Origin of the sequence: Pseudoalteromonas sp. GutCa3, from assembly GCF_002836155.1 — a bacterium.
Classification (GTDB): Bacteria; Pseudomonadota; Gammaproteobacteria; order Enterobacterales; family Alteromonadaceae; genus Pseudoalteromonas; species Pseudoalteromonas arctica.
Map to the genome: position 1 here is coordinate 13,570 of NZ_PJBK01000015.1, position 17,988 is coordinate 31,557.

A 17,988-nucleotide genomic window follows, 5' to 3' on the forward strand; every position below is an offset into this window, starting at 1 on the left:
AATAAGCTACAGTAAGCATAATATTTATAGCTACCAATAGTTTTCACTATTTGCTATTAATATAAGTTCATAAAATAAGGACGTTTTCGCGCTAAAATAGGGAAAATGTCCTCTTATAAAGTGTTATATGCCAAGGGAAACTCAGGGAGTGGTTCATGATCAACAGCATTCTTCACAAACTCGATCAATTAAAAGATTATGAAGTGCACTACAAGCAGGTTTCTGGTGTTAAAACTATGGTTCAGGGACTGGAATACCACTTTGATAACTATATGGCGCAGACAAAAGTGAGGGAGCAACCTTTTTGGTTTCATGAGGTAGTTGCGTATCTGAACAGATTAGGTCAAATTTATTACTTTTTTAAATCTGATTTCATAAAAGAGGTTGACTCAGAAATGCCTAATATTCTTAAAATTATTCCTTTGAGAATGAAATATTCTGCTCATAGGAGTGTTGATGCTCCAAGGGGAAACGATCATTTAGTCATGATGGATATATCAATGCCAAATATTCACTATGTTCTCCCATACTATGGCAGTGAAGAGAGAGATGTAGTAAACCCTAATGAGTGCTCACGTGGCTTTTGCATACCAAGAGTTGATGCCAATGGTGATCGCGACGATGTGAGAATTTTTCTTGACTACGAGCATGGTGGCATTTTAGCTGATATTGGACTGGTTCTAGATAGAAAATTGAGAGAGCTTGGCATATAACAAACGCATCAAGGCGCTCGCAGGCTCCCTGGGACATCAAAGTTACCAATGTCTGCAATTGGCACTTTGCTGAAGCCAGCTTTGAGCGATAAGCGGCCATTCAGGGGAGTCGTCATTAACTTAGTAAAAATAAGAGGAAACTTTCCTCTTTTTTACATGTTTATATAAGCTACAGAAAGCATAATATTTATAGCTGGCAATAACTTATAGTATTTGCTATTAATATAAGTTCACAAAATAAGGATGTTTTCGCGCTAGAATGGGGAAAGTGTTCTCTGATAAAGTTGTTAGGTTTTAAAGGAAGCTATGAGTATTCAACAAATTTCAAGAGATAAATTCGATTCTCTAAACATTGAAAAAATGGGCTTCTTTCCAGAACGAGCTTGGTTTGAATCAACAGATATGGATATCGCTGGAACTGTAATTAAAGACCCTATAGATAAAGATTGGTCTTATGTTGTTCTTGCAAAAGATGAAGATGATATTTATCGATATATCAAAGGTGAAGTAAGCCTTACTTCTCAAGATGAAGCAGAAAGCAAGATTGTTTCAACTATGATGGGGTTAAACGAACAAGGTACCTTTAAAGAAGAACTATATTCTGAGTTAACAGAGGTCCCAGATAAGGAAGAAAAGGTTGTTATAACCACAATTGATAACCAAATAAAGACCTACCTTAAGAAGCACCCTGAAAAAATGTATGATCTATCCCCAAGAAAATTTGAAGAATTGGTGGCTGCTATTTTAAAGGATATGGGATTCGATGTTGAATTAACAAAAGCAACTAGGGATGGAGGCCGAGATATCATTGCATACATTAAAAATTCTGTATGTAGTTACCTGACTCACATTGAATGTAAAAGGTATGCCCCGGAAAATAAAGTTGGCGTGGGAATTATCCGTGAGGTTATGGGAGTCCATCAATTGAGGCAAGCGACAAAAAGCATCATAATTACAACAGGTTTTTTCTCAAAAGATGCTGTTAAAGAGGCCAAAATGGCTGAGAACCATTTAGATCTGAGAGATTTTAATGACCTAAAATATTGGTTACAAAAGTACTAGACAGCTTTGGCGGTAAAAACCTAACAAGGGTTTTCAAGTCGGACAAATTACAGTTGGCTTTTTGTTCGTTTCTCACTTATTTTAGCCAACTGCAATTTGCCGATTAAAACGGCGTTAGCTTTTCATCGTAATTGAGCATTAACCTGGAACATAATAATATAAAATGGACAATTTTTTAAACTGGTATATTAAAAGCACTAGCCAAGCACTTCAAAATAAACGTTTGTTTGTTGTTATAGGGTTTTTTAGTGGCACTGTAGCAATACTGTCTTTTTTCTCTAGTGCATTTCTATATGACTTAAGTAAATTGCTAAATATTGAATTGAGAGAAAGTGGTTTTTCATTAGTTGCTTTATTAATCGCTTTGTTTTCATTTGCCCTACTCTACCTTCAATCAGGAGGAGTAAAAGGAAATAAAGATTATGATGAAAACCTTAAATTCAAACTTGATCGTGAGTTTATAAACCAACGTAAAGGTCTTGAAAATCATTTTGTAGAAATTGAAAAATTAAAAAGACAAATTGAATTGCTACAAACAGATAAAGGATTATCAGAAGATGATAGGAAAAATGTAATTAATGAAACCATTAATAATATTAGTGAAGAGTCAATTAAGAACATATTTAAATCTGAAGCTTCAAACTACAAAGAGGTACTAGAAAAGAAACTTGGTTATGACAAACTAAAAGAATCTGTTCAAGAGATAAAATACCGACTTCAAAGAGAAATAACAGATCTACGGCTACGAGCTAATATAAACTTACTATTAGGTATGGTGATTACGGCAGGAGGGCTTTATTTGCTATGGACAACTGTGTCTATGGTTGATACCTCAAAACTTTTGAAAGAACTTGCATCAGAAGGTACTGAGTCTAACGGTAAGTTCCTGAAAAACCTTCTTTTACCTCTAGTGCCTAGAGTTATGTTGGTTATTTTTGTAGAAGTGTTCGCTTATTTCTTTCTTCGATTATATAAAGAAGGTTTAAGTGAAATTAAGTACTTTCAAAACGAATTGACTAATGTTGAATCAAAGCTTGTTGCATTAGAGTTTTCATATGTAACAGGCAATGAAGGTGCAATGAATAAAGTTATTGAATCATTATCCGTAACAGAGCGAAATTTCGTATTAGAGAAAAATCAAACAACTGTCGAGTTAGAGAAAGCGAAATCAGACACGCAAATGACTCAGACGTTAATTAAAGCTGTACCTAATTTGTTTAAGAAAAGCTAACAACACGCCCTGAGGTGGACGACTAGCAAAATTCAGCTATTAAAAAAGTGGTGAGTCTCTGCGTTTTAAGGCCGCTAAATACGTCGATTCATCGTAGGGTGTATTCGTTTTCCAACATTTAGATACAATCCTTATCCATTTGAATGCCAGTGAGCTAATTATGCTGTTATGCGGCTTACCCTTGGCTTTTTGTTGCTCATAATACGCTTTAGCCCAAAATGAATAACGAATAGAAAAGTCTGCCCATTCCACAAATGTTTGCCTTAAAAAAGTGGGGCAACTATAACGCCAATGAGCCCACATCTTTTGACCACTGCGCTCAATAACAGGCGCTATACCAGCTTACTTTTGAAGCTCTGCAGCATAATTATAACGCGCACGATTACTCCCAAAAGCAAAAAGTAAACGTGGGGCGAGTTGTGGACCTGCACCGGGTAAGCTATCAAATATCTTTTATCCTGCAGGGCTTTATAAGCCGATGTTATTGCTTTATCGAGCTTTTCAATGCCCTTTAATAACATTTTAAATTGCGTGATAAAACGAATGAAACGAATGAAGAACGAATGGGGTCAAATCTTGACTTCACACATTAAGAATCTTCAATGTCTGCTCATGGCACTTTGAGGAAGTTCGGCTTGGAGCGATAACCGGACACTGAAAAAGTTAAATTTATTCCTGTGTTTCGAGTAGAAATCTAATTTTGTCCAATAACATTATTAAACGCCGCTTTGGGGCAAAATAAGATCCTTAATTCCTAGCTGTTTAATTACTTGTTTACAAAAGTAATTGTTGGTGAAATTATCAGGGTATGTAATCCCCCGTTTTGATATGCTATAAACCACTAAAATGCTGTTCAATAAGCAGTTATGCATAAAGGATTAAGTAATGGAGTCAATTCCACCATACGAAGGAAAGCCAACGGTTTACCTTGATCAGAATGTTTTAGATTTTTTCACGACACAAGGATTAGGTGAATTCGGCCAAATGCTTATAAAAGATTATCAAGTAGTTTATTCAGATGAAACGCTTAAGGAAATTCGGCGTTCTAAAGGTTTTGAAGAGATTTTCCTTAACGTGCTTAAAGATCTTAAAGCTAACTATTTAAAATTAATTGTTGAGCCACCTAGCTTTACCATCACTGACAACGCCACAATAAGTGAACGTGATCCTTTTGTTGTCTATAAAGAATACTGTGAAAATATTGACGATGGTGTCGACATAGAAAATGCAATGCAACAATGGTTGTTCAAATTCTCTGGTGGCAGAAAAGGCGATAGCATAAATGATATTCATAATGAACAAATCTCTGCATTCTCCGAGCTAATGGAATCAGTAATGGATAACTCTGACGAGTTTCCCGTAGAGACTCAAAGACAATTGCAAAGCTACACTCAGGAAATGATTTCTCAGTACAAAGCAACATTAGAAAGAACTGAAAACATGATGATTGAGAATATTGAAGATGATAAAAATTGGGATGGAATTAAAGATTTCCGTTCACAGGTCGGAATTGGCCCCAAGCAACTCAATAATATTGAACCACCAAATGTACTTGTCAAAATTTGGGATAAACTAAAAAGTCTCCCAACCTATAGCCAAGCAAACATGGATATTGATGACTTGTTTCAACTAAAGAAGAATCCTATTTACCCAGAACAGCCATATTTTAAACACCAAAAAGTGACGGGGATTTATAATATGTTAAACACTCTGGGGTATTATCCAGATTCAAAAGTACACAAAGAAAGACGATTTATTGCAGCAGCAAGTGATAATAGTCACGCATCTATAGCATCATTTTGTAATTTCCTTTTATCCAATGATGAGCATTTTATTAAAAAAGTTAATGCTGCATATGAGTATCTTAAAATACCAACACTAGCTAAACATGTGGTGTTCAAATATGCATAACAAGCTGTTAAAAAATGATGAAATACAGTTTTTCAACATTGGCCGTTTAAATACAGACTTTGGGATTTCTCGTGTATCAGGTGATTGGTGTTCAGAAAAACCTGAAGTTGAAAATATCAAAATTAAATCAATCGAAGTTATGGGAACTGATGGCTGGGTTTCACTCAATAAAACTAGCGAAAGCAATTCTCAATTAATTAATAGTTTACTGTCACTACTTTTGTCACATTTACTTTTAAAAAACAGTGCTGTTTAAACGTAAATATTACAAGAATCTAAGGTTACGCCCGTCCGCTTAATAAATTAATTAGTAATTAGGATGACACCCATCCTAATTATTATGAAAAAAGCCAACAAAAACAGTATGAAGAGTGCATTTTTATAAATAATTAGTTACGCAAAAAACTGAGCTATGTTGATAAGATGAAAGTAAAAATAGACAGTCCGATAGGTCGACGACAATATAGCAAACGACTCGGCTGTATCGAACCGGCTGTCCTTTAAATAAAAAAGCGGAACATTACAGTGAACAAAGGCATGAATAAACTGACCTTGCGAGGACAAACGAAAGTGAATGCGCAATGGCAAATGTATTACCTTGTTCATAATACAGAAAAGCTGCAAAACACGATGCATTAAGAAGGGTAAGCCCTCTTACTCTAAATAAAAGCCACTCAAACACCCGTAATCCCTTCCAAAACGCCAATTAAAACAATATCAAACACTTCTATATTCTGCGTAAAAATACAGTAATCAATTGAACCAAAATAGGAACTCAGCTATGGTTTGTTTATCAATAAAAACAAATTTAAAAACGAGTTAATCTACAGGCTCGTTAGCCTTCATAGGATAGGGATGAGAAAACTTTGAAACTATATGGAATTATATTAGCTATTTTAATAAGTGGCTGTTCAGCTACCGGCGTAAAATTTGTTGAACCGACTCTGATCAACAAAAAGACTGCCACTATATATTTTATGAGGCAGGATAAATTTCTTGGTGCTGCTGGATGTCGAACTGTATTAGTAAACAATTCTGATATTGGGTGTATCAAGAATGCGGGCTTTTTGAGAGTGGAAACTCCTCCAGGTAAGCGAGTTATTAAATTACCAAAAGTAACTGAAACAGATTGGGCGAATGAAACTTCAGTTGAGCAAGATTTTAAGTCTGGTGAAATTTACTATTATGAATGGACCCATGAACTAGAGGATTTTTATGTAATTCCTGCTGGCGCTCTAGTTGTAACTGGTGGGAAGACAAAAGCCTCCATTATCAAACACACTGAGCAGACAGCTTTACCAATATTAAAAGAACTCAGAAATTCTAAAAATGAAGGCTAACAAAAACATTATGGAGGGAATTTTACTCGCTGGCCTTCGGCCAAAGCGCTTGTAAAATCCCCATATTCAAAGCGTTACCAATATCCGCTCATGGCACAAACCGGAAATCACCCCTCCATAAATTCCGTATTTATACATTAAGGTTTTTAAGCCTTAATGTAATTAATTTTCAACCATTCAAATATTTAGCTAAACCTAATTTTACTTACATTTAAGGTAGGCTCTAATTAACAATGCTCAATTTATGCACTATACTTTAGCTGAATTTAGTTTAGTTTTTTAAAGCTGTCGCGAATTCTCAATTTAAGTGGCACTGGCCAAAAAAAGTTTAAAATAATACATATTAGTTAAATAACAATTGATAACCATTTTCGTTTAGATTAGTATGTACGCACTAAATGAAATTGAGAGTGGTTTGTATTCATGTATATTTGTCTTTGTCACGGTGTGACTGATAAAAAAATTGAGCAAACAATTGACGATGGTGCAACGACCATGCGTGAATTAACTAAAGAGCTTAAAGTAGGCAGCCAATGCGGTAAGTGTTGTGGTTGTACTAAAAAGATCCTTAATCGCAGACTTATTCAAATTGCGGATGTAACGGATCAAGTTGCTTAATTACATATAAAAACTTAGATATAAAAAAAGCAGCTTTTTAGCTGCTTTTTTTATGCTTGTTACTATTTACAGTTGAGACTGCAAGTAGTTTTTAATACCCGTATTTTTAATAAGCAATTGTTGGGTTTCTAACCAATCAATTTGCTCTTCTTGCTCATTTAAAATGTGGTCAAGGGCTTCACGGGTAATGTAATCTTTTTTGCTTTCAGCCAGTTTTACTGCGCTTTGCAACTCGCCAATAGTATCAAGTTCAAAACTCATGTTAGCTGCAATCATTTCTTCGCTGTTTTCACCAATACGTAATCGGCCTAGGTCTTGAAGATTTGGTAAGCCTTCTAAAAACAAAATACGTTCGATTAAACGATCGGCGTTTTTCATCTTTTGAATTGATACTTTGTAATCTGCTTTGTCTAGTTGAGTGAAACCAAAATCTTTAAACATGCGTGCATGTAAAAAGTATTGGTTAATACCAACAAGCTCATTAGCGAGTACTTTATTAAGCGCTGCAATAACGTCTTTATCGCCTTTCATAATATGCTCCTACTAAGCCATTTGTGCTTGATGATAATTTTCAGAACCAATCTTATCAATTAAGCCAAGTTGCTGCTCTAACCAGTAAACATGGTCTTCTTCGGTATCAAATAACAGTTTTTCTAAAATGCTACGAGATTGATAATCTTGTTGTTCTTCACATATTGCGATGACGTCTTTAACACACGCAACTACTTCAAGCTCTAGTGTTAAATCGTTTTGCATCATGCTTTTTACATCGTTACCGATAAGTAAATCACGGCGCTTAGTCATATTTGGTACACCTTCTAAAAACAAGATGCGCTTAATAAGCCAGTCTGCGTGATCTTTTTCTTCTTCCATCTCGTGGTTAAGGCGCTCGTATAGCTTATTTAAACCCCAGTCGTCATACATGCGCGAGTGTATAAAATACTGATCGATTGCTGCTAACTCGTTAGCTAACAATGTATTAAACGCATCGATTACTTTTTGATTACCTTTCATGATAAATCGCCTTAACTATTTCAATTGTATGCAGTGTAGTACAAATAGCCTATATTGCAAGTTTTCTCTATAAAAATCATTGCGTTACTATTGGTTTTGATTCTTATTTAAGTTTGCGTTACTGCTTGGTTTATGGACAGTTTTTTATTTGTATTAGTATCTGAGAATGATTACTAGAGGTATTTATAAATAATAAGTAGAGATACTGCTTTTCATATTATCTTTTTAAATAAATAGGCATGCTGATGCCTATTTATTGAGTCTATCACTAATTAAAACTGGTATTTAGCACCTAGGGTAGCCGTTGTTCCTAATCCTTTAATGTTATATCCACCGTAGGTGTAAGCCTGTGCGCGGGCAGGGTAGTAATCACTATTGAATAGGTTTTCTATTCCAAAATACCCACTCCACTTGGCGTTAACATTGTATTGGCCACTTAAGTTAAATGTGTTGTAGCTACTAACAGGGCCCTGATCGCCGGAGTATTGGCCCTGTGCATTTTTATCAAAGCGCTTTCTGTCGCCTACATATAAAAAGCTCATTGCAAGCGATAGCTCGTCATTTGTTTGCCACGTTACATTCGCTGTTGCTTTAGGTGGGCTAATTTGGCTTGCCCCTAAATAGTCATCGGCCTCGGTATTTTTACCTTCAACATAGCTGTACGTTGCGCTTAATTTAAGATCTTGGGTAATAGTGTAATTAACTAACCCTTCGTAACCCCATATTTCTTGTGGCGCACGCACAGGTTCGTAAACTCCTGTTACTTCATTATACTCATTACTTGTACCAAGCTCTGAGGTACTTCTGTAAAGAGCAAATTCAAAACGTACGTTTTCAAACTGTGAGGTAAAACCAACTTCGTAATTGTCGATTATTGAGGCTTGTGTTTGAATAAGTGCAATGTCGTCAACGGTTGCAGCGCGAAGTAAGCGACCTATATCAGAAATATCAGAGCCCTGTGAGTAACTAAAAAACGGGCTAAAGACATCGGTTAAGTTATATTTAATACCGGCATTATAGGTTGTTGCATCGTAATTAATGGTGTCGCCACGCACATTTAATGGTACTGAACATTGCGATGCGGTTTTGCAAAGTTTTAGCGTTTGGTAGTCACTTACGCTCAAATCAATGCTTTCGTTTCTTACACCCGCTTTTACAATAATGTCGTCGTTTATTACCCATTTTGTTTGTAAAAAGCCTGCCACACTTTCCATGTCCATTTCTGGCACCCACACACGGCCATCTACTAAAGGTTGCGATGTTTTATCGTTTAAGGCATCAATACCGTAGATTAGGGTGGCTGTTACGTTTTCAAAATCAAACTGACTATTAAATGTAGCTCTGGCACCTTGCTTGTCTGATTTAATAACCGATTGACCACCGCTATAACCTTCATCAAGATTGGCTAAAGCGGTTGAGAAAAAGAATACGTTTTCTATATTTTGTTTATACAGATCGAGGGTCATTTGTGTGTTTTCAAACAACGCGTAATCAACATATTTTAGGGTTATATTTTCGTTGCCTTCTGGGCCTTGCGGTTTACCTTGTTTTTGAAGCTCTAAGGGGACGTGTATAGCGTATGTTTTTTCCCCTATATTGCCATCGCCAGTAACATCGCCTAAATCAGTTTTTTGCTGTGAGCTGTAAAAGTTATAGCTAAACTGCAGTTGCTTTTCGTCGTCAAAATCATAAGTTAGTTTGGTAAAATAGTTTTGAGTTTCAGAGTCTGATAAACCATATTGCAAGCCTAAAATATCGCCCTCTGCATCGCGTTGTACGCCGTTTTCTTCATAGCTTGCCGTTAACAGGTAGCTTAGTTTATCGAGCTTTCCGTTTACTGCAGCCGCTATTCTACCGCCGCCACTTTCTGCTAATTTAACAGCGCTAAAGCGGCTTGAAATACTTATTTCACCTTCAGGTTTACCATCACTGCGAGCCTGTTTTGTTATGTAGTTAATAATGCCACCTGAGGCACCATTACCATAAATAGACGTTGCGCCTTTTATGACTTCAATGCGCGCTATTGCGCTGGCGTCTAACGTTTTTACGCCTAAAGAACCATTACGAAGAGGGGTTGATTGCGGTACACCATCAATCATTATTAATGGCGCACGACCGCGTAGTGTTTGTCCTGAATTACTTGAACTGCCTGTATCTGGGGCAAGCCCTGGAACCATTTGCGCGAGTAAGCTCCCCAATTCTGAGCTTACTTTTAAATGCTGTTGTATTTGTTGCTGATTTATAACGGTAATCGAGGCAGGTACTTCGTCAATGTTCTCTGATATGCGGCTGCCAGATACAATGACATGCTCTAACTGATCAGAAGTGTATTCATTTTTATTATTTTCATTTGCTAACGTGTTAGTACTTATTGCAACAGCAATAAGGCAAAGCGAAGTTTTTAACATGGGGTGTCTTAGTTGATAACAATTTACGTAATGGTAATTATTATCAACTAATGACGCAAGTGTTAATGAGATTTATTTCCATTTATGGCGTTTTAACCAAAAATATACACCGCTTACAATAAAAAATGCGAGTGAAAGGGCTATTAATAACCATAAAAACTGCACAATAGGACCTGCAAAATCACCAATGTGAAACTTATACTTAAAGTTCCATGCTTGTGTTGTGAAGTTGGTTTTACTGGCGTCAAATGAGTTTAATACTTTACCAGTAAATGGGTTAGTCCAAACCCAGCTGTAAGCGTGGCTTTCGCCAGGGTTTTGCATTCTCAGTGCAATTACTTCGTCATCATTTTTAGGTAAGTAAATTCTATATACTTTACCATCCGGAAATACGTTCTCTGCATTTTTAATTGCTTCATTGTAGTTTAACGCAGCTTGAGAAGCGGCTATTATTTTTGGCGCTTCAGGTCTTTGTTCTACTTTATTAAACGTTACAAATTCTAATACAGATTGAGTTTGTGTTTTCCAGTTAAATGCCATACCAGTAAAGGCAATAAGCATAAGGGGTATAAAAAAGTAAACACCAAGCACTGTATGTAATTGATACATGAGCACTCTAAATTTGGCTTTTGGTTTTATAGCTAAACGTTTAACTCTGTTTTTGGGCTTTACCCATAAATAAAAGCCGAGTAATACATTTATTAAAAGTAGCAATGCACACACCGACATCCAATTTCGAAAGGTTTTTTCACCCTTACTGTTTTCAAACAACAGCCAGCGATGCAATCCCATCGCAAACCCATAAATAGTATCTGTTGATTCATAGACGTTTAGTACACTCCCAGAGTAGGGATTAACACTGGCGTAATATTTATTGGCTAACCTAAATTGCCATGCGGCGTTTGGCGCTTGTTCGGGCATAAAAAAAGTGATTTTTTGCTTAGTTTGAGCTCGTACATTTTGTATAAGTTCATCGTAAGGCATTAAATTTTCTTGTGGTGTTACTTGCCATTTTGCAGGCTCTATTAAGTGCTGTATATCTTTTGCATAAATCATAACAGCACCGGTTAAGCTCACTATTAATAAAAATAGTCCGCTAATAAGGGCAAGGCCTAAATGAATTCTACGTAACCAAAGTTTCAAAAACGGTATCTCATTATGAGTTAATGGCAATATTGTAAATGATAATACGAGCTGTTTTCAATTAAATAGTTATGTATTTGGTTTAGCTTGTTATTAAGAACATTAAATTGGGCTTTAATTTGCGATTGGTCGGATTTCTATTATGCAATTTTCGATATTAAAATTGTCGTGTAAAAAGCTTTTTATTGTTGGCAAATTAATTAAGTGCTGAGTGCTAATAACAAGCTCACAATAATTTTCTTTATCATCTAGTTGCCAAAGCTTAATGCTAACTACCGATTCGATATTAAATTCATTGCTAATAGCATGTGATATTGCGTGTGTATCAATGTTGCTAGGCGCTGCTTGCATTAAAATTTTGCAGCTTTGCTTTAATAGTAAAATGCCATGATAAATTACATACACAGAAATAAGCACAGTGGCAATTAAATCAACAATATACCATTGGTATAAAATAATTAAGGTGCCTGCAATAATAACAACAATAGATGCCATTGCATCTGATACGTTATGAATAAAGGCCGCTTTTATATTTATACTGTGATTTGCTCCAGCTCGGTAGGTTAAATACGCTGTTGCTAAATCAATTACCAACGCTATTGCTGCCACCCACACAACTATCCAGCCATTAATTGGTTGAGGGTTTAAATAGCTCGAAATGGCTTCAAAAATTAAATACACGCCAATTAATATTAATGTACTGCTATTAAAAAGTGTGGCAAGTATTTCAGCGCGTTTATAGCCAAAATGATGAGTGCCGTCAGCAGGCTTATTACCAACTTTACGTGCAACCAAGGCTATAAATATAGCGGCAGCATCACTTAAATTATGAAGGGCATCGGCTATAAGTGACAAGCTGCCCGAAAATATCCCGCCAATAACTTGGGCTACGGTTAGCAATACATTAATAACCACAGCGACGGTGAGCTGTTTATTGCTTTGGTTTTCGTCTACATGACTATGTGAGTGATCGTGCGCCATAATGCCCTCAAACGCATTGATTAAATACTGCTTATATCACGAGGAGTTTAAAACAGCTACAGAAGTTGTAGCGTAAGCAAGTGTAATTATAAGTTAGTAATAAAGGCGTATTTTTTAAAAAATGTGAATTTAAGATTGTAACGCTAAATACCCAGTTTTTAAGGAGTTTACCGCTCAAAACTTGCGTCTTTATATATTTAGTGCATTAATGTAAGTAATATTAAATGATTATAAGTTGCTGGATATTAAGCATGGACAAAGGTTTAAACTTTGGTGAATTAACAGGTAAAGGACAGTCTGTTCGAAGTAAGTTAATTATAACCTTTATAATTATAGCCTTAGGGCCACTTTGTATACTTACGTGGTTTAGTCTTGAACATGTAAATAGCACGCTTAAACAAAATGCAGACACTGAACTTAACGAGCTTAATAATATAGGTAAGCAATTTGCTGATATTTGGTTTACAGACCATGTTAAAGATTTATATTTGCTTAGATCACAATTTGATATCAGCCCCAATAAAAAGCAAAAATTAATTAATCAATTTATTGAGCAGTATGATTTTGTTAATCATGTAGAGCTTATTGATGTAAACCTCGTTAATTCACTACCTTCATCACCTTTTTTAAATGTTATTAAAGAGCCGCGCTTTAATAACATACGTTCTGGGATTATAAATACAGGTAAAATCCAATTCCAGTCAATGACTGCCTCAGGGCGTGAATATCATATTATTGGCTTACCGATATTAAATGATGAAAATAAGCTACAAGCAATATTGCTTGCAGATATAAATTTAAATGGCTTATTAAATAATCTAAGTAAAATACACGCTGCTAATAAAGACATAACATTTTATGTTATGCACAATAATAAAATTCAAAAAAGTAATATTTCAGACGATACCCAACCATCATTTTTCTCTCCAAATGGCTCACCAACACAACGTGTTTTTTCTTATATTGATAAAAATGAAGTCACTTTATATGGGTATATTAATTCATTAGAGTTTTTAAATGAGTCTGGCTGGCAGCTACTTGTATCAAAACCAAAAGAAGTTGCACTACAAGGTGCTAATTATTATAAGCAGCTCGCTGTATTAACTAATTCAGGTGCCTTACTGCTGATATTAACGTTGTCGTGGTGGTTTGGTCGCCGGCTGTCTCAGCCTTTAATTAACTTAGCTAAAATTGTCGAAAATATTACAAAAGGCGATTTAGTTAAAGTTCCAATAATAAACGATAGCATTGAATTTAATCAGCTTTCATTGGGCTTACGTAAGTTAGTAGCCGTAAAAGAAGAACAACAAAGTATATTACAAAAACAACGTTCGGCACTTCAAATTGCATTAAAACAATTAGCAGAACAAAAAAGTGCATTAGATGAACATGCCATTGTTGCGGTAACTGACTTACATGGCACTATTACTTTTGTAAATAAGAAGTTTTGTGAGATCAGTGGTTTCGACGAACATGAATTAATAGGCGAAAATCATCGCTTATTAAATTCAGGTAAACACGAAAAAAAATTCTTTAAAAATATGTACAAAACGCTTAAACGCGGTGATGTATGGAACGGGCAAATCTGTAATAAAGCTAAAAATGGTGGTTTTTATTGGGTAGATACCACCATTGCACCATTTTTAGATGAAAACGGTATACCACAAAACTATATTGCTATTCGTACCGACATTACAGCGCTTAAGTTACAAGAGCTAGAGCTTGAACAGCACAAAACACAGCTACAACTAGTGATTGACTCAACAGCAGTGGGTATTTGGGATTGGTACATTGATACTAAAAATGTGACATTTAATAACCGCTGGGCCGAGATTATAGGTTACAAGCTCAGTGATATTGAACCTTGTACTATAGATACTTGGTATACCTACGCTCACCCTGATGATTTAGCTATGTCGGAGAAAAAACTTCAAGTGTATTTTTCCGGCGAGACTGACTATTATGTTAGTGAAGCCCGCATGAAGCATAAAAATGGGCATTGGATTTGGGTTCTCGATACTGCAAAAATAGTTGAGTGGAATACCGATGGCTCTCCAAAACGCATGATCGGTACGCATTTAGATATATCAGATCGAAAATCTACAGAGCTTGAGCTACAAGGAAGCCGAGACAGATTTGCATCTTTGGTATCAAATATCCCTGGCATTATTTATAGATGTAAGTTTGATGACAAATTAAGCATGCTTTACATGAGCGAGCAAGCGAGTGAAATTACCGGTTATTCACCCGATGAGTTGATACACAATGAAGACCTTTGCTTCTTTGATTTAATATGTGAAGACGATTCTCAAAAAATAAAAGATGAAATTATCCGTTGTGTTAGCGCTAAGCAGTCATGGTCTGTTGAGTATAGAATTAAAGCCCGCGATGGCTCTTTGCATTGGGTAAACGAAAAAGGCCAAGCGATTTACGCAGATGATGGCAATATATTGTATTTAGATGGATTTATTTTAGATATTACAGAACGTTACAATACACAATTAAAAATAAGCCGTCAGCAAAGCCTGCTTGAATCAATGAGTAAGCAAGGACAGATTGGTGCATGGGAGATGGACCTAGATGCGCATACTCTTTATTGGTCTGATGAAGTTAAAGTTATCCACGAAGTACCAGAGGGATTTGAGCCGAGGATAGATACTGCTATTGATTTTTATAAACCAGGAATACACCGAGACACTATAAGTACCTTATTTGAATGCGCTGTGACTTTAGGTGAAAGCTGGAGTGTAGAGCTTATTATTTTGACCTATTCGGGGCAAGAGCGTTGGGTTAAATCGATGGGCCAAGCAGAGCTTAAAGATGGTAAATGCGTACGTGTTTTTGGCTCATTTCAAAGTATTGATGCACATAAGCGCCTTGAACTCGAAAGCGAAAAAGCAAACCGCTATAACAAAAATTTAGCCGCGCTTACAGTCGCACCTGAAGTGCAAAATAGTGATGTAGAGCAAGTTAAAAAGCTAGCCGTTAAATCTATGTGCGAAGTGCTAAATGTTGCACGTGCGTCGGTATGGATTTTTAACGATCAACGAGATGTAATGACATGTCATAGTTTATACATAGATGGACAAGGGTTTGTAGATACAGATGCTGTTTTAACTGCTAAAGACTACCCTGCATATTATAGCGCCATTTATAAGCAAAACTTAGTAGCCATTGATGATGTTTATACGCACCCAGCAACTGTTGATTTTATAGAAGCGTATACAAAGCCATTAAATATTAAATCGATGCTTGATGCAGTAATAGCAACTGGTGATGGTAATTTAGGTATTTTGTGCGCTGAAACGGTAGGCGAACATCACAATTGGACGCAAAGTGAAGAAACGTATCTTCGATCATTGGCTACTTTAGTGGGAAGTACTTTAATTTCTCAGCAACGAAAAGTAATCAGTGAGGAGTTAAAAGTAGCCCTTGTAAAAGCAGAAGATGCAGCCATTGCGAAGAGCCAATTTTTAGCAACCATGAGCCATGAAATAAGAACGCCAATGAATGGTGTACTCGGTATGCTAGAACTTGTTCAATTAGAGTCACTCCCTAAACCAATAGAAACAAAAGTAGGTATAGCCAAAACAAGTGCGCACTCTTTATTGGGTGTAATTAACGATATTTTAGATTTCTCTAAAGCCGAAGCGGGTAAAATTGAACTTGAAGAGATTAACTTTAATGGACGTGATTTAATTGGCGAAGTTGCTGCCGCACAAGCATTGACTGCTCAAGAAAAAGGTATAGAAATAATTTTAGATTTGGTAGCGCTAGAGCCTTCGCAGTTATGCGGAGATCCTGGGCGGATTCGACAAGTACTTACTAATTTGCTGAGTAACGCCGTTAAGTTTACGAGTAAGGGCGAGGTTGTGGTAAGCGCTAAAATTAATAAAGTGGTTCAAGGTTTAGAATTTGTTGCAAGTATAAAAGATTCAGGCATAGGAATAAGTGAAGAAAAGCAACAGCAGTTATTTACCCCTTTTTCTCAGGTAGATGCATCAACAACGCGTGAATACGGGGGCAGTGGCTTAGGGCTGGCTATTTGTAAGCAGCTTTGTGAGTTAATGGGAGGAGCAATTTCTCTTACAAGTGAAGCAGGTAAAGGGAGTACCTTTACCGCCACTATAATGCTAACTCCGGGAGATCAAAAAGAGCGTTATATTCCTAATATTAATATGGAAGAGCTAACAGTTTTAGTTGTTGACGATAACGAGACAAATCGAATTGTAATTTCACAACAGCTTGAACATTGGGGCGCTAAGGTTGCACTCGCATGTGATGCACATGAAGCACTTGATATGTGCGCGCAGCACTATAAAGATAAAAATTGCATGTATGATATTGCAGTGCTTGATATGCAAATGCCAGGAATGGATGGCATAGAGCTGTGTAAAGCACTAAAAGCACATGAACATTATAAATCAATGCCACTTGTAATGATGACTAGTATTGCAGGTATGGAAGGCGCGCAGCGTTATTCTGATGCTGGCTTTCAGGCATATTTTCCTAAACCAGTAACCACTGCCGATTTAATTTCTGCACTGTCGGTTATAACGAGTAATGATGCAGGCGAGGCGCTCCCACTTGTTACGTCAGGCTATATTTCGTCACTTAAAAAAGAAAAAATGCAGGAGTCTTCCCAAATACTACTGGTGGAAGATAATCCAATTAACCAACAGGTGGCTAAATTAATGCTCAAAAAGCTTAATTGTGACGTTACTATTGCTGGGAATGGCCAATTAGCGATTGATATATTAGAAGCGCATGATTCAGGATACTTTAAGCTCGTACTTATGGATTGCCAAATGCCTGTTATGGATGGTTTTGCAGCAACCGCTGCTATTCGTAAAGGCGTGGCGGGCATACAGCATAAAAACATTAAAATAATCGCTATCACCGCAAATGCAATGAACTCAGATAAAGAGCGTTGTATAACAGCTGGAATGGATGACTACTTGAGTAAACCTATTCAATTAGATATTTTAAAAGATAAATTAGAGCAGTATATTTAAGGTAAAAATACAATGAGCCAACCCGTTATAATACGTGATGCAAAACCAAGTGACGCAAAAACAATTTTGCACTTTATTACCGAACTTGCCATATATGAAAAAGAACCTGATGCAGTAAAAACAGACGAGCAGGCAATTTTAGATACTCTGTTTAGTGAAGGTGCAACTGCGCACAGCATAATTTGTTTAGAAGGTGATGAGCCAATTGGTTTTGCGGTATATTTTTATAATTACTCTACCTGGTTAGGTAAAAATGGCCTATACCTTGAAGATTTATACGTAAGCCCAGATAGCCGTGGCAATGGTGCAGGTAAAGCCATTATGAAACACTTAGCTAATAAGGCCATTAGTAATGACTGTGGTCGTTTTGAATGGGTAGTGCTTGATTGGAATAAACCCGCTATCGATTTTTACAATAGCATTGGTGCAAAGCCTCAAAACGAATGGATTATATATCGCTTAACAGGGCAGGAATTATTAGACTTCGCTAAATAGTTAATGAAAATCATTTGCATTTAGTTTTGTGGGTGTGTAAGTTAAATACACACTCAT

The 17,988-nt window shown here is 36.3% G+C and carries 14 protein-coding genes and 2 pseudogenes; 10 read left to right on the plus strand and 6 right to left on the minus strand.

Features of this window, described 5'->3' with window-relative positions:
- Positions 1-155: 155 nt before the first annotated feature.
- The 3 genes from CXF64_RS01495 to CXF64_RS01505 all read left to right on the plus strand — a co-directional run bounded on the left by CXF64_RS01495 (position 156) and on the right by CXF64_RS01505 (position 3,006).
- Positions 156-713 carry a hypothetical protein gene (locus CXF64_RS01495; RefSeq protein ID WP_101216110.1) on the plus strand — a complete coding sequence of 186 codons (558 nt, stop codon included), beginning with the start codon at positions 156-158 and terminating at the stop codon, positions 711-713.
- Positions 714-1,019: 306 nt separating this feature from the next.
- Positions 1,020-1,775, plus strand: coding sequence for a restriction endonuclease (locus CXF64_RS01500; RefSeq protein WP_101216111.1), 756 nt, complete (start codon positions 1,020-1,022; stop codon positions 1,773-1,775).
- Positions 1,776-1,938: 163 nt separating this feature from the next.
- On the plus strand, positions 1,939-3,006 hold the full coding sequence (locus CXF64_RS01505) for a hypothetical protein (RefSeq protein WP_198551123.1): 1,068 nt from the start codon (positions 1,939-1,941) through the stop codon (positions 3,004-3,006).
- A 39-nt stretch (positions 3,007-3,045) separates the two neighbouring features.
- On the opposite strand, the pseudogene CXF64_RS21075 reads toward CXF64_RS01505, so the two are convergent.
- A pseudogene (locus CXF64_RS21075) lies at positions 3,046-3,450 on the minus strand (transposase); the annotation flags it as partial.
- Positions 3,451-3,891: 441 nt separating this feature from the next.
- Here CXF64_RS21075 and CXF64_RS01515 point away from each other — a divergent pair.
- The 5 genes and pseudogenes from CXF64_RS01515 (at position 3,892) to CXF64_RS01535 (ending at position 6,875) form a co-directional block, all read left to right on the plus strand.
- Positions 3,892-4,917, plus strand: coding sequence for a hypothetical protein (locus CXF64_RS01515; RefSeq protein ID WP_101216112.1), 1,026 nt, complete (start codon positions 3,892-3,894; stop codon positions 4,915-4,917).
- Positions 4,910-5,173, plus strand: coding sequence for a hypothetical protein (locus tag CXF64_RS01520; RefSeq protein ID WP_206006128.1), 264 nt, complete (start codon positions 4,910-4,912; stop codon positions 5,171-5,173). Before CXF64_RS01515 ends, CXF64_RS01520 begins: the two co-directional genes overlap by 8 nt.
- A 140-nt stretch (positions 5,174-5,313) precedes the next feature.
- A pseudogene (locus tag CXF64_RS21080) lies at positions 5,314-5,556 on the plus strand (transposase); the annotation flags it as partial.
- Between the two features lie 227 nt (positions 5,557-5,783).
- Positions 5,784-6,257, plus strand: coding sequence for a DUF2846 domain-containing protein (locus tag CXF64_RS01530; RefSeq protein ID WP_101216113.1), 474 nt, complete (start codon positions 5,784-5,786; stop codon positions 6,255-6,257).
- A gap of 423 nt (positions 6,258-6,680) precedes the next feature.
- Positions 6,681-6,875, plus strand: a complete 195-nt coding sequence (locus CXF64_RS01535; RefSeq protein WP_002960627.1) for a (2Fe-2S)-binding protein — start codon at positions 6,681-6,683, stop codon at positions 6,873-6,875.
- 66 nt (positions 6,876-6,941) lie between these two features.
- Here the strand turns inward: CXF64_RS01535 and bfr (CXF64_RS01540) are convergent, their stop codons facing one another.
- From bfr (CXF64_RS01540) to CXF64_RS01560, 5 genes are all read right to left on the minus strand, one after another.
- Positions 6,942-7,406, minus strand: a complete 465-nt coding sequence (gene bfr / locus CXF64_RS01540) for a bacterioferritin (RefSeq protein WP_024593101.1) — start codon at positions 7,404-7,406, stop codon at positions 6,942-6,944.
- Between the two features lie 12 nt (positions 7,407-7,418).
- Positions 7,419-7,889, minus strand: a complete 471-nt coding sequence (gene bfr / locus CXF64_RS01545) for a bacterioferritin (protein ID WP_002958985.1) — start codon at positions 7,887-7,889, stop codon at positions 7,419-7,421.
- A 272-nt stretch (positions 7,890-8,161) separates the two neighbouring features.
- The gene (locus tag CXF64_RS01550; RefSeq protein ID WP_101216114.1) at positions 8,162-10,297 is read right to left on the minus strand and encodes a TonB-dependent receptor; all 2,136 of its coding nucleotides are present in this window, start codon (positions 10,295-10,297) and stop codon (positions 8,162-8,164) included.
- 72 nt (positions 10,298-10,369) lie between these two features.
- On the minus strand, positions 10,370-11,440 hold the full coding sequence (locus CXF64_RS01555) for a PepSY-associated TM helix domain-containing protein (RefSeq protein WP_007582328.1): 1,071 nt from the start codon (positions 11,438-11,440) through the stop codon (positions 10,370-10,372).
- A gap of 114 nt (positions 11,441-11,554) precedes the next feature.
- Positions 11,555-12,421 (minus strand): cation diffusion facilitator family transporter, encoded by an 867-nt coding sequence (locus tag CXF64_RS01560; RefSeq protein WP_024591861.1) that lies wholly within the window; start codon positions 12,419-12,421, stop codon positions 11,555-11,557.
- A 251-nt stretch (positions 12,422-12,672) separates the two neighbouring features.
- Between CXF64_RS01560 and CXF64_RS01565 the strand changes: the two genes are divergently transcribed.
- A complete protein-coding gene (locus tag CXF64_RS01565) occupies positions 12,673-17,436 on the plus strand; it encodes a PAS domain-containing protein (RefSeq protein ID WP_101216115.1) in 4,764 nt (1,587 codons plus the stop codon).
- Positions 17,437-17,448: 12 nt separating this feature from the next.
- Entirely contained in the window at positions 17,449-17,931 is a 483-nt protein-coding gene (locus CXF64_RS01570; protein WP_024608844.1) for a GNAT family N-acetyltransferase, read from the plus strand.
- The last annotated feature ends 57 nt before the right edge of the window (positions 17,932-17,988 follow it).

Coding starts and splice junctions, on each gene's coding strand:
- CXF64_RS01495 (WP_101216110.1), top strand. CDS start 156: ATGATCAACAGCATTCTTCACAAACTCGATCAATTAAAAGATTATGAA.
- CXF64_RS01500 (WP_101216111.1), top strand. CDS start 1,020: ATGAGTATTCAACAAATTTCAAGAGATAAATTCGATTCTCTAAACATT.
- CXF64_RS01505 (WP_198551123.1), top strand. CDS start 1,939: ATGGACAATTTTTTAAACTGGTATATTAAAAGCACTAGCCAAGCACTT.
- CXF64_RS01515 (WP_101216112.1), top strand. CDS start 3,892: ATGGAGTCAATTCCACCATACGAAGGAAAGCCAACGGTTTACCTTGAT.
- CXF64_RS01520 (WP_206006128.1), top strand. CDS start 4,910: ATGCATAACAAGCTGTTAAAAAATGATGAAATACAGTTTTTCAACATT.
- CXF64_RS01535 (WP_002960627.1), top strand. CDS start 6,681: ATGTATATTTGTCTTTGTCACGGTGTGACTGATAAAAAAATTGAGCAA.
- bfr (WP_024593101.1), bottom strand. CDS start 7,406: ATGAAAGGCGATAAAGACGTTATTGCAGCGCTTAATAAAGTACTCGCT.
- bfr (WP_002958985.1), bottom strand. CDS start 7,889: ATGAAAGGTAATCAAAAAGTAATCGATGCGTTTAATACATTGTTAGCT.
- CXF64_RS01550 (WP_101216114.1), bottom strand. CDS start 10,297: ATGTTAAAAACTTCGCTTTGCCTTATTGCTGTTGCAATAAGTACTAAC.
- CXF64_RS01560 (WP_024591861.1), bottom strand. CDS start 12,421: ATGGCGCACGATCACTCACATAGTCATGTAGACGAAAACCAAAGCAAT.
- CXF64_RS01565 (WP_101216115.1), top strand. CDS start 12,673: ATGGACAAAGGTTTAAACTTTGGTGAATTAACAGGTAAAGGACAGTCT.
- CXF64_RS01570 (WP_024608844.1), top strand. CDS start 17,449: ATGAGCCAACCCGTTATAATACGTGATGCAAAACCAAGTGACGCAAAA.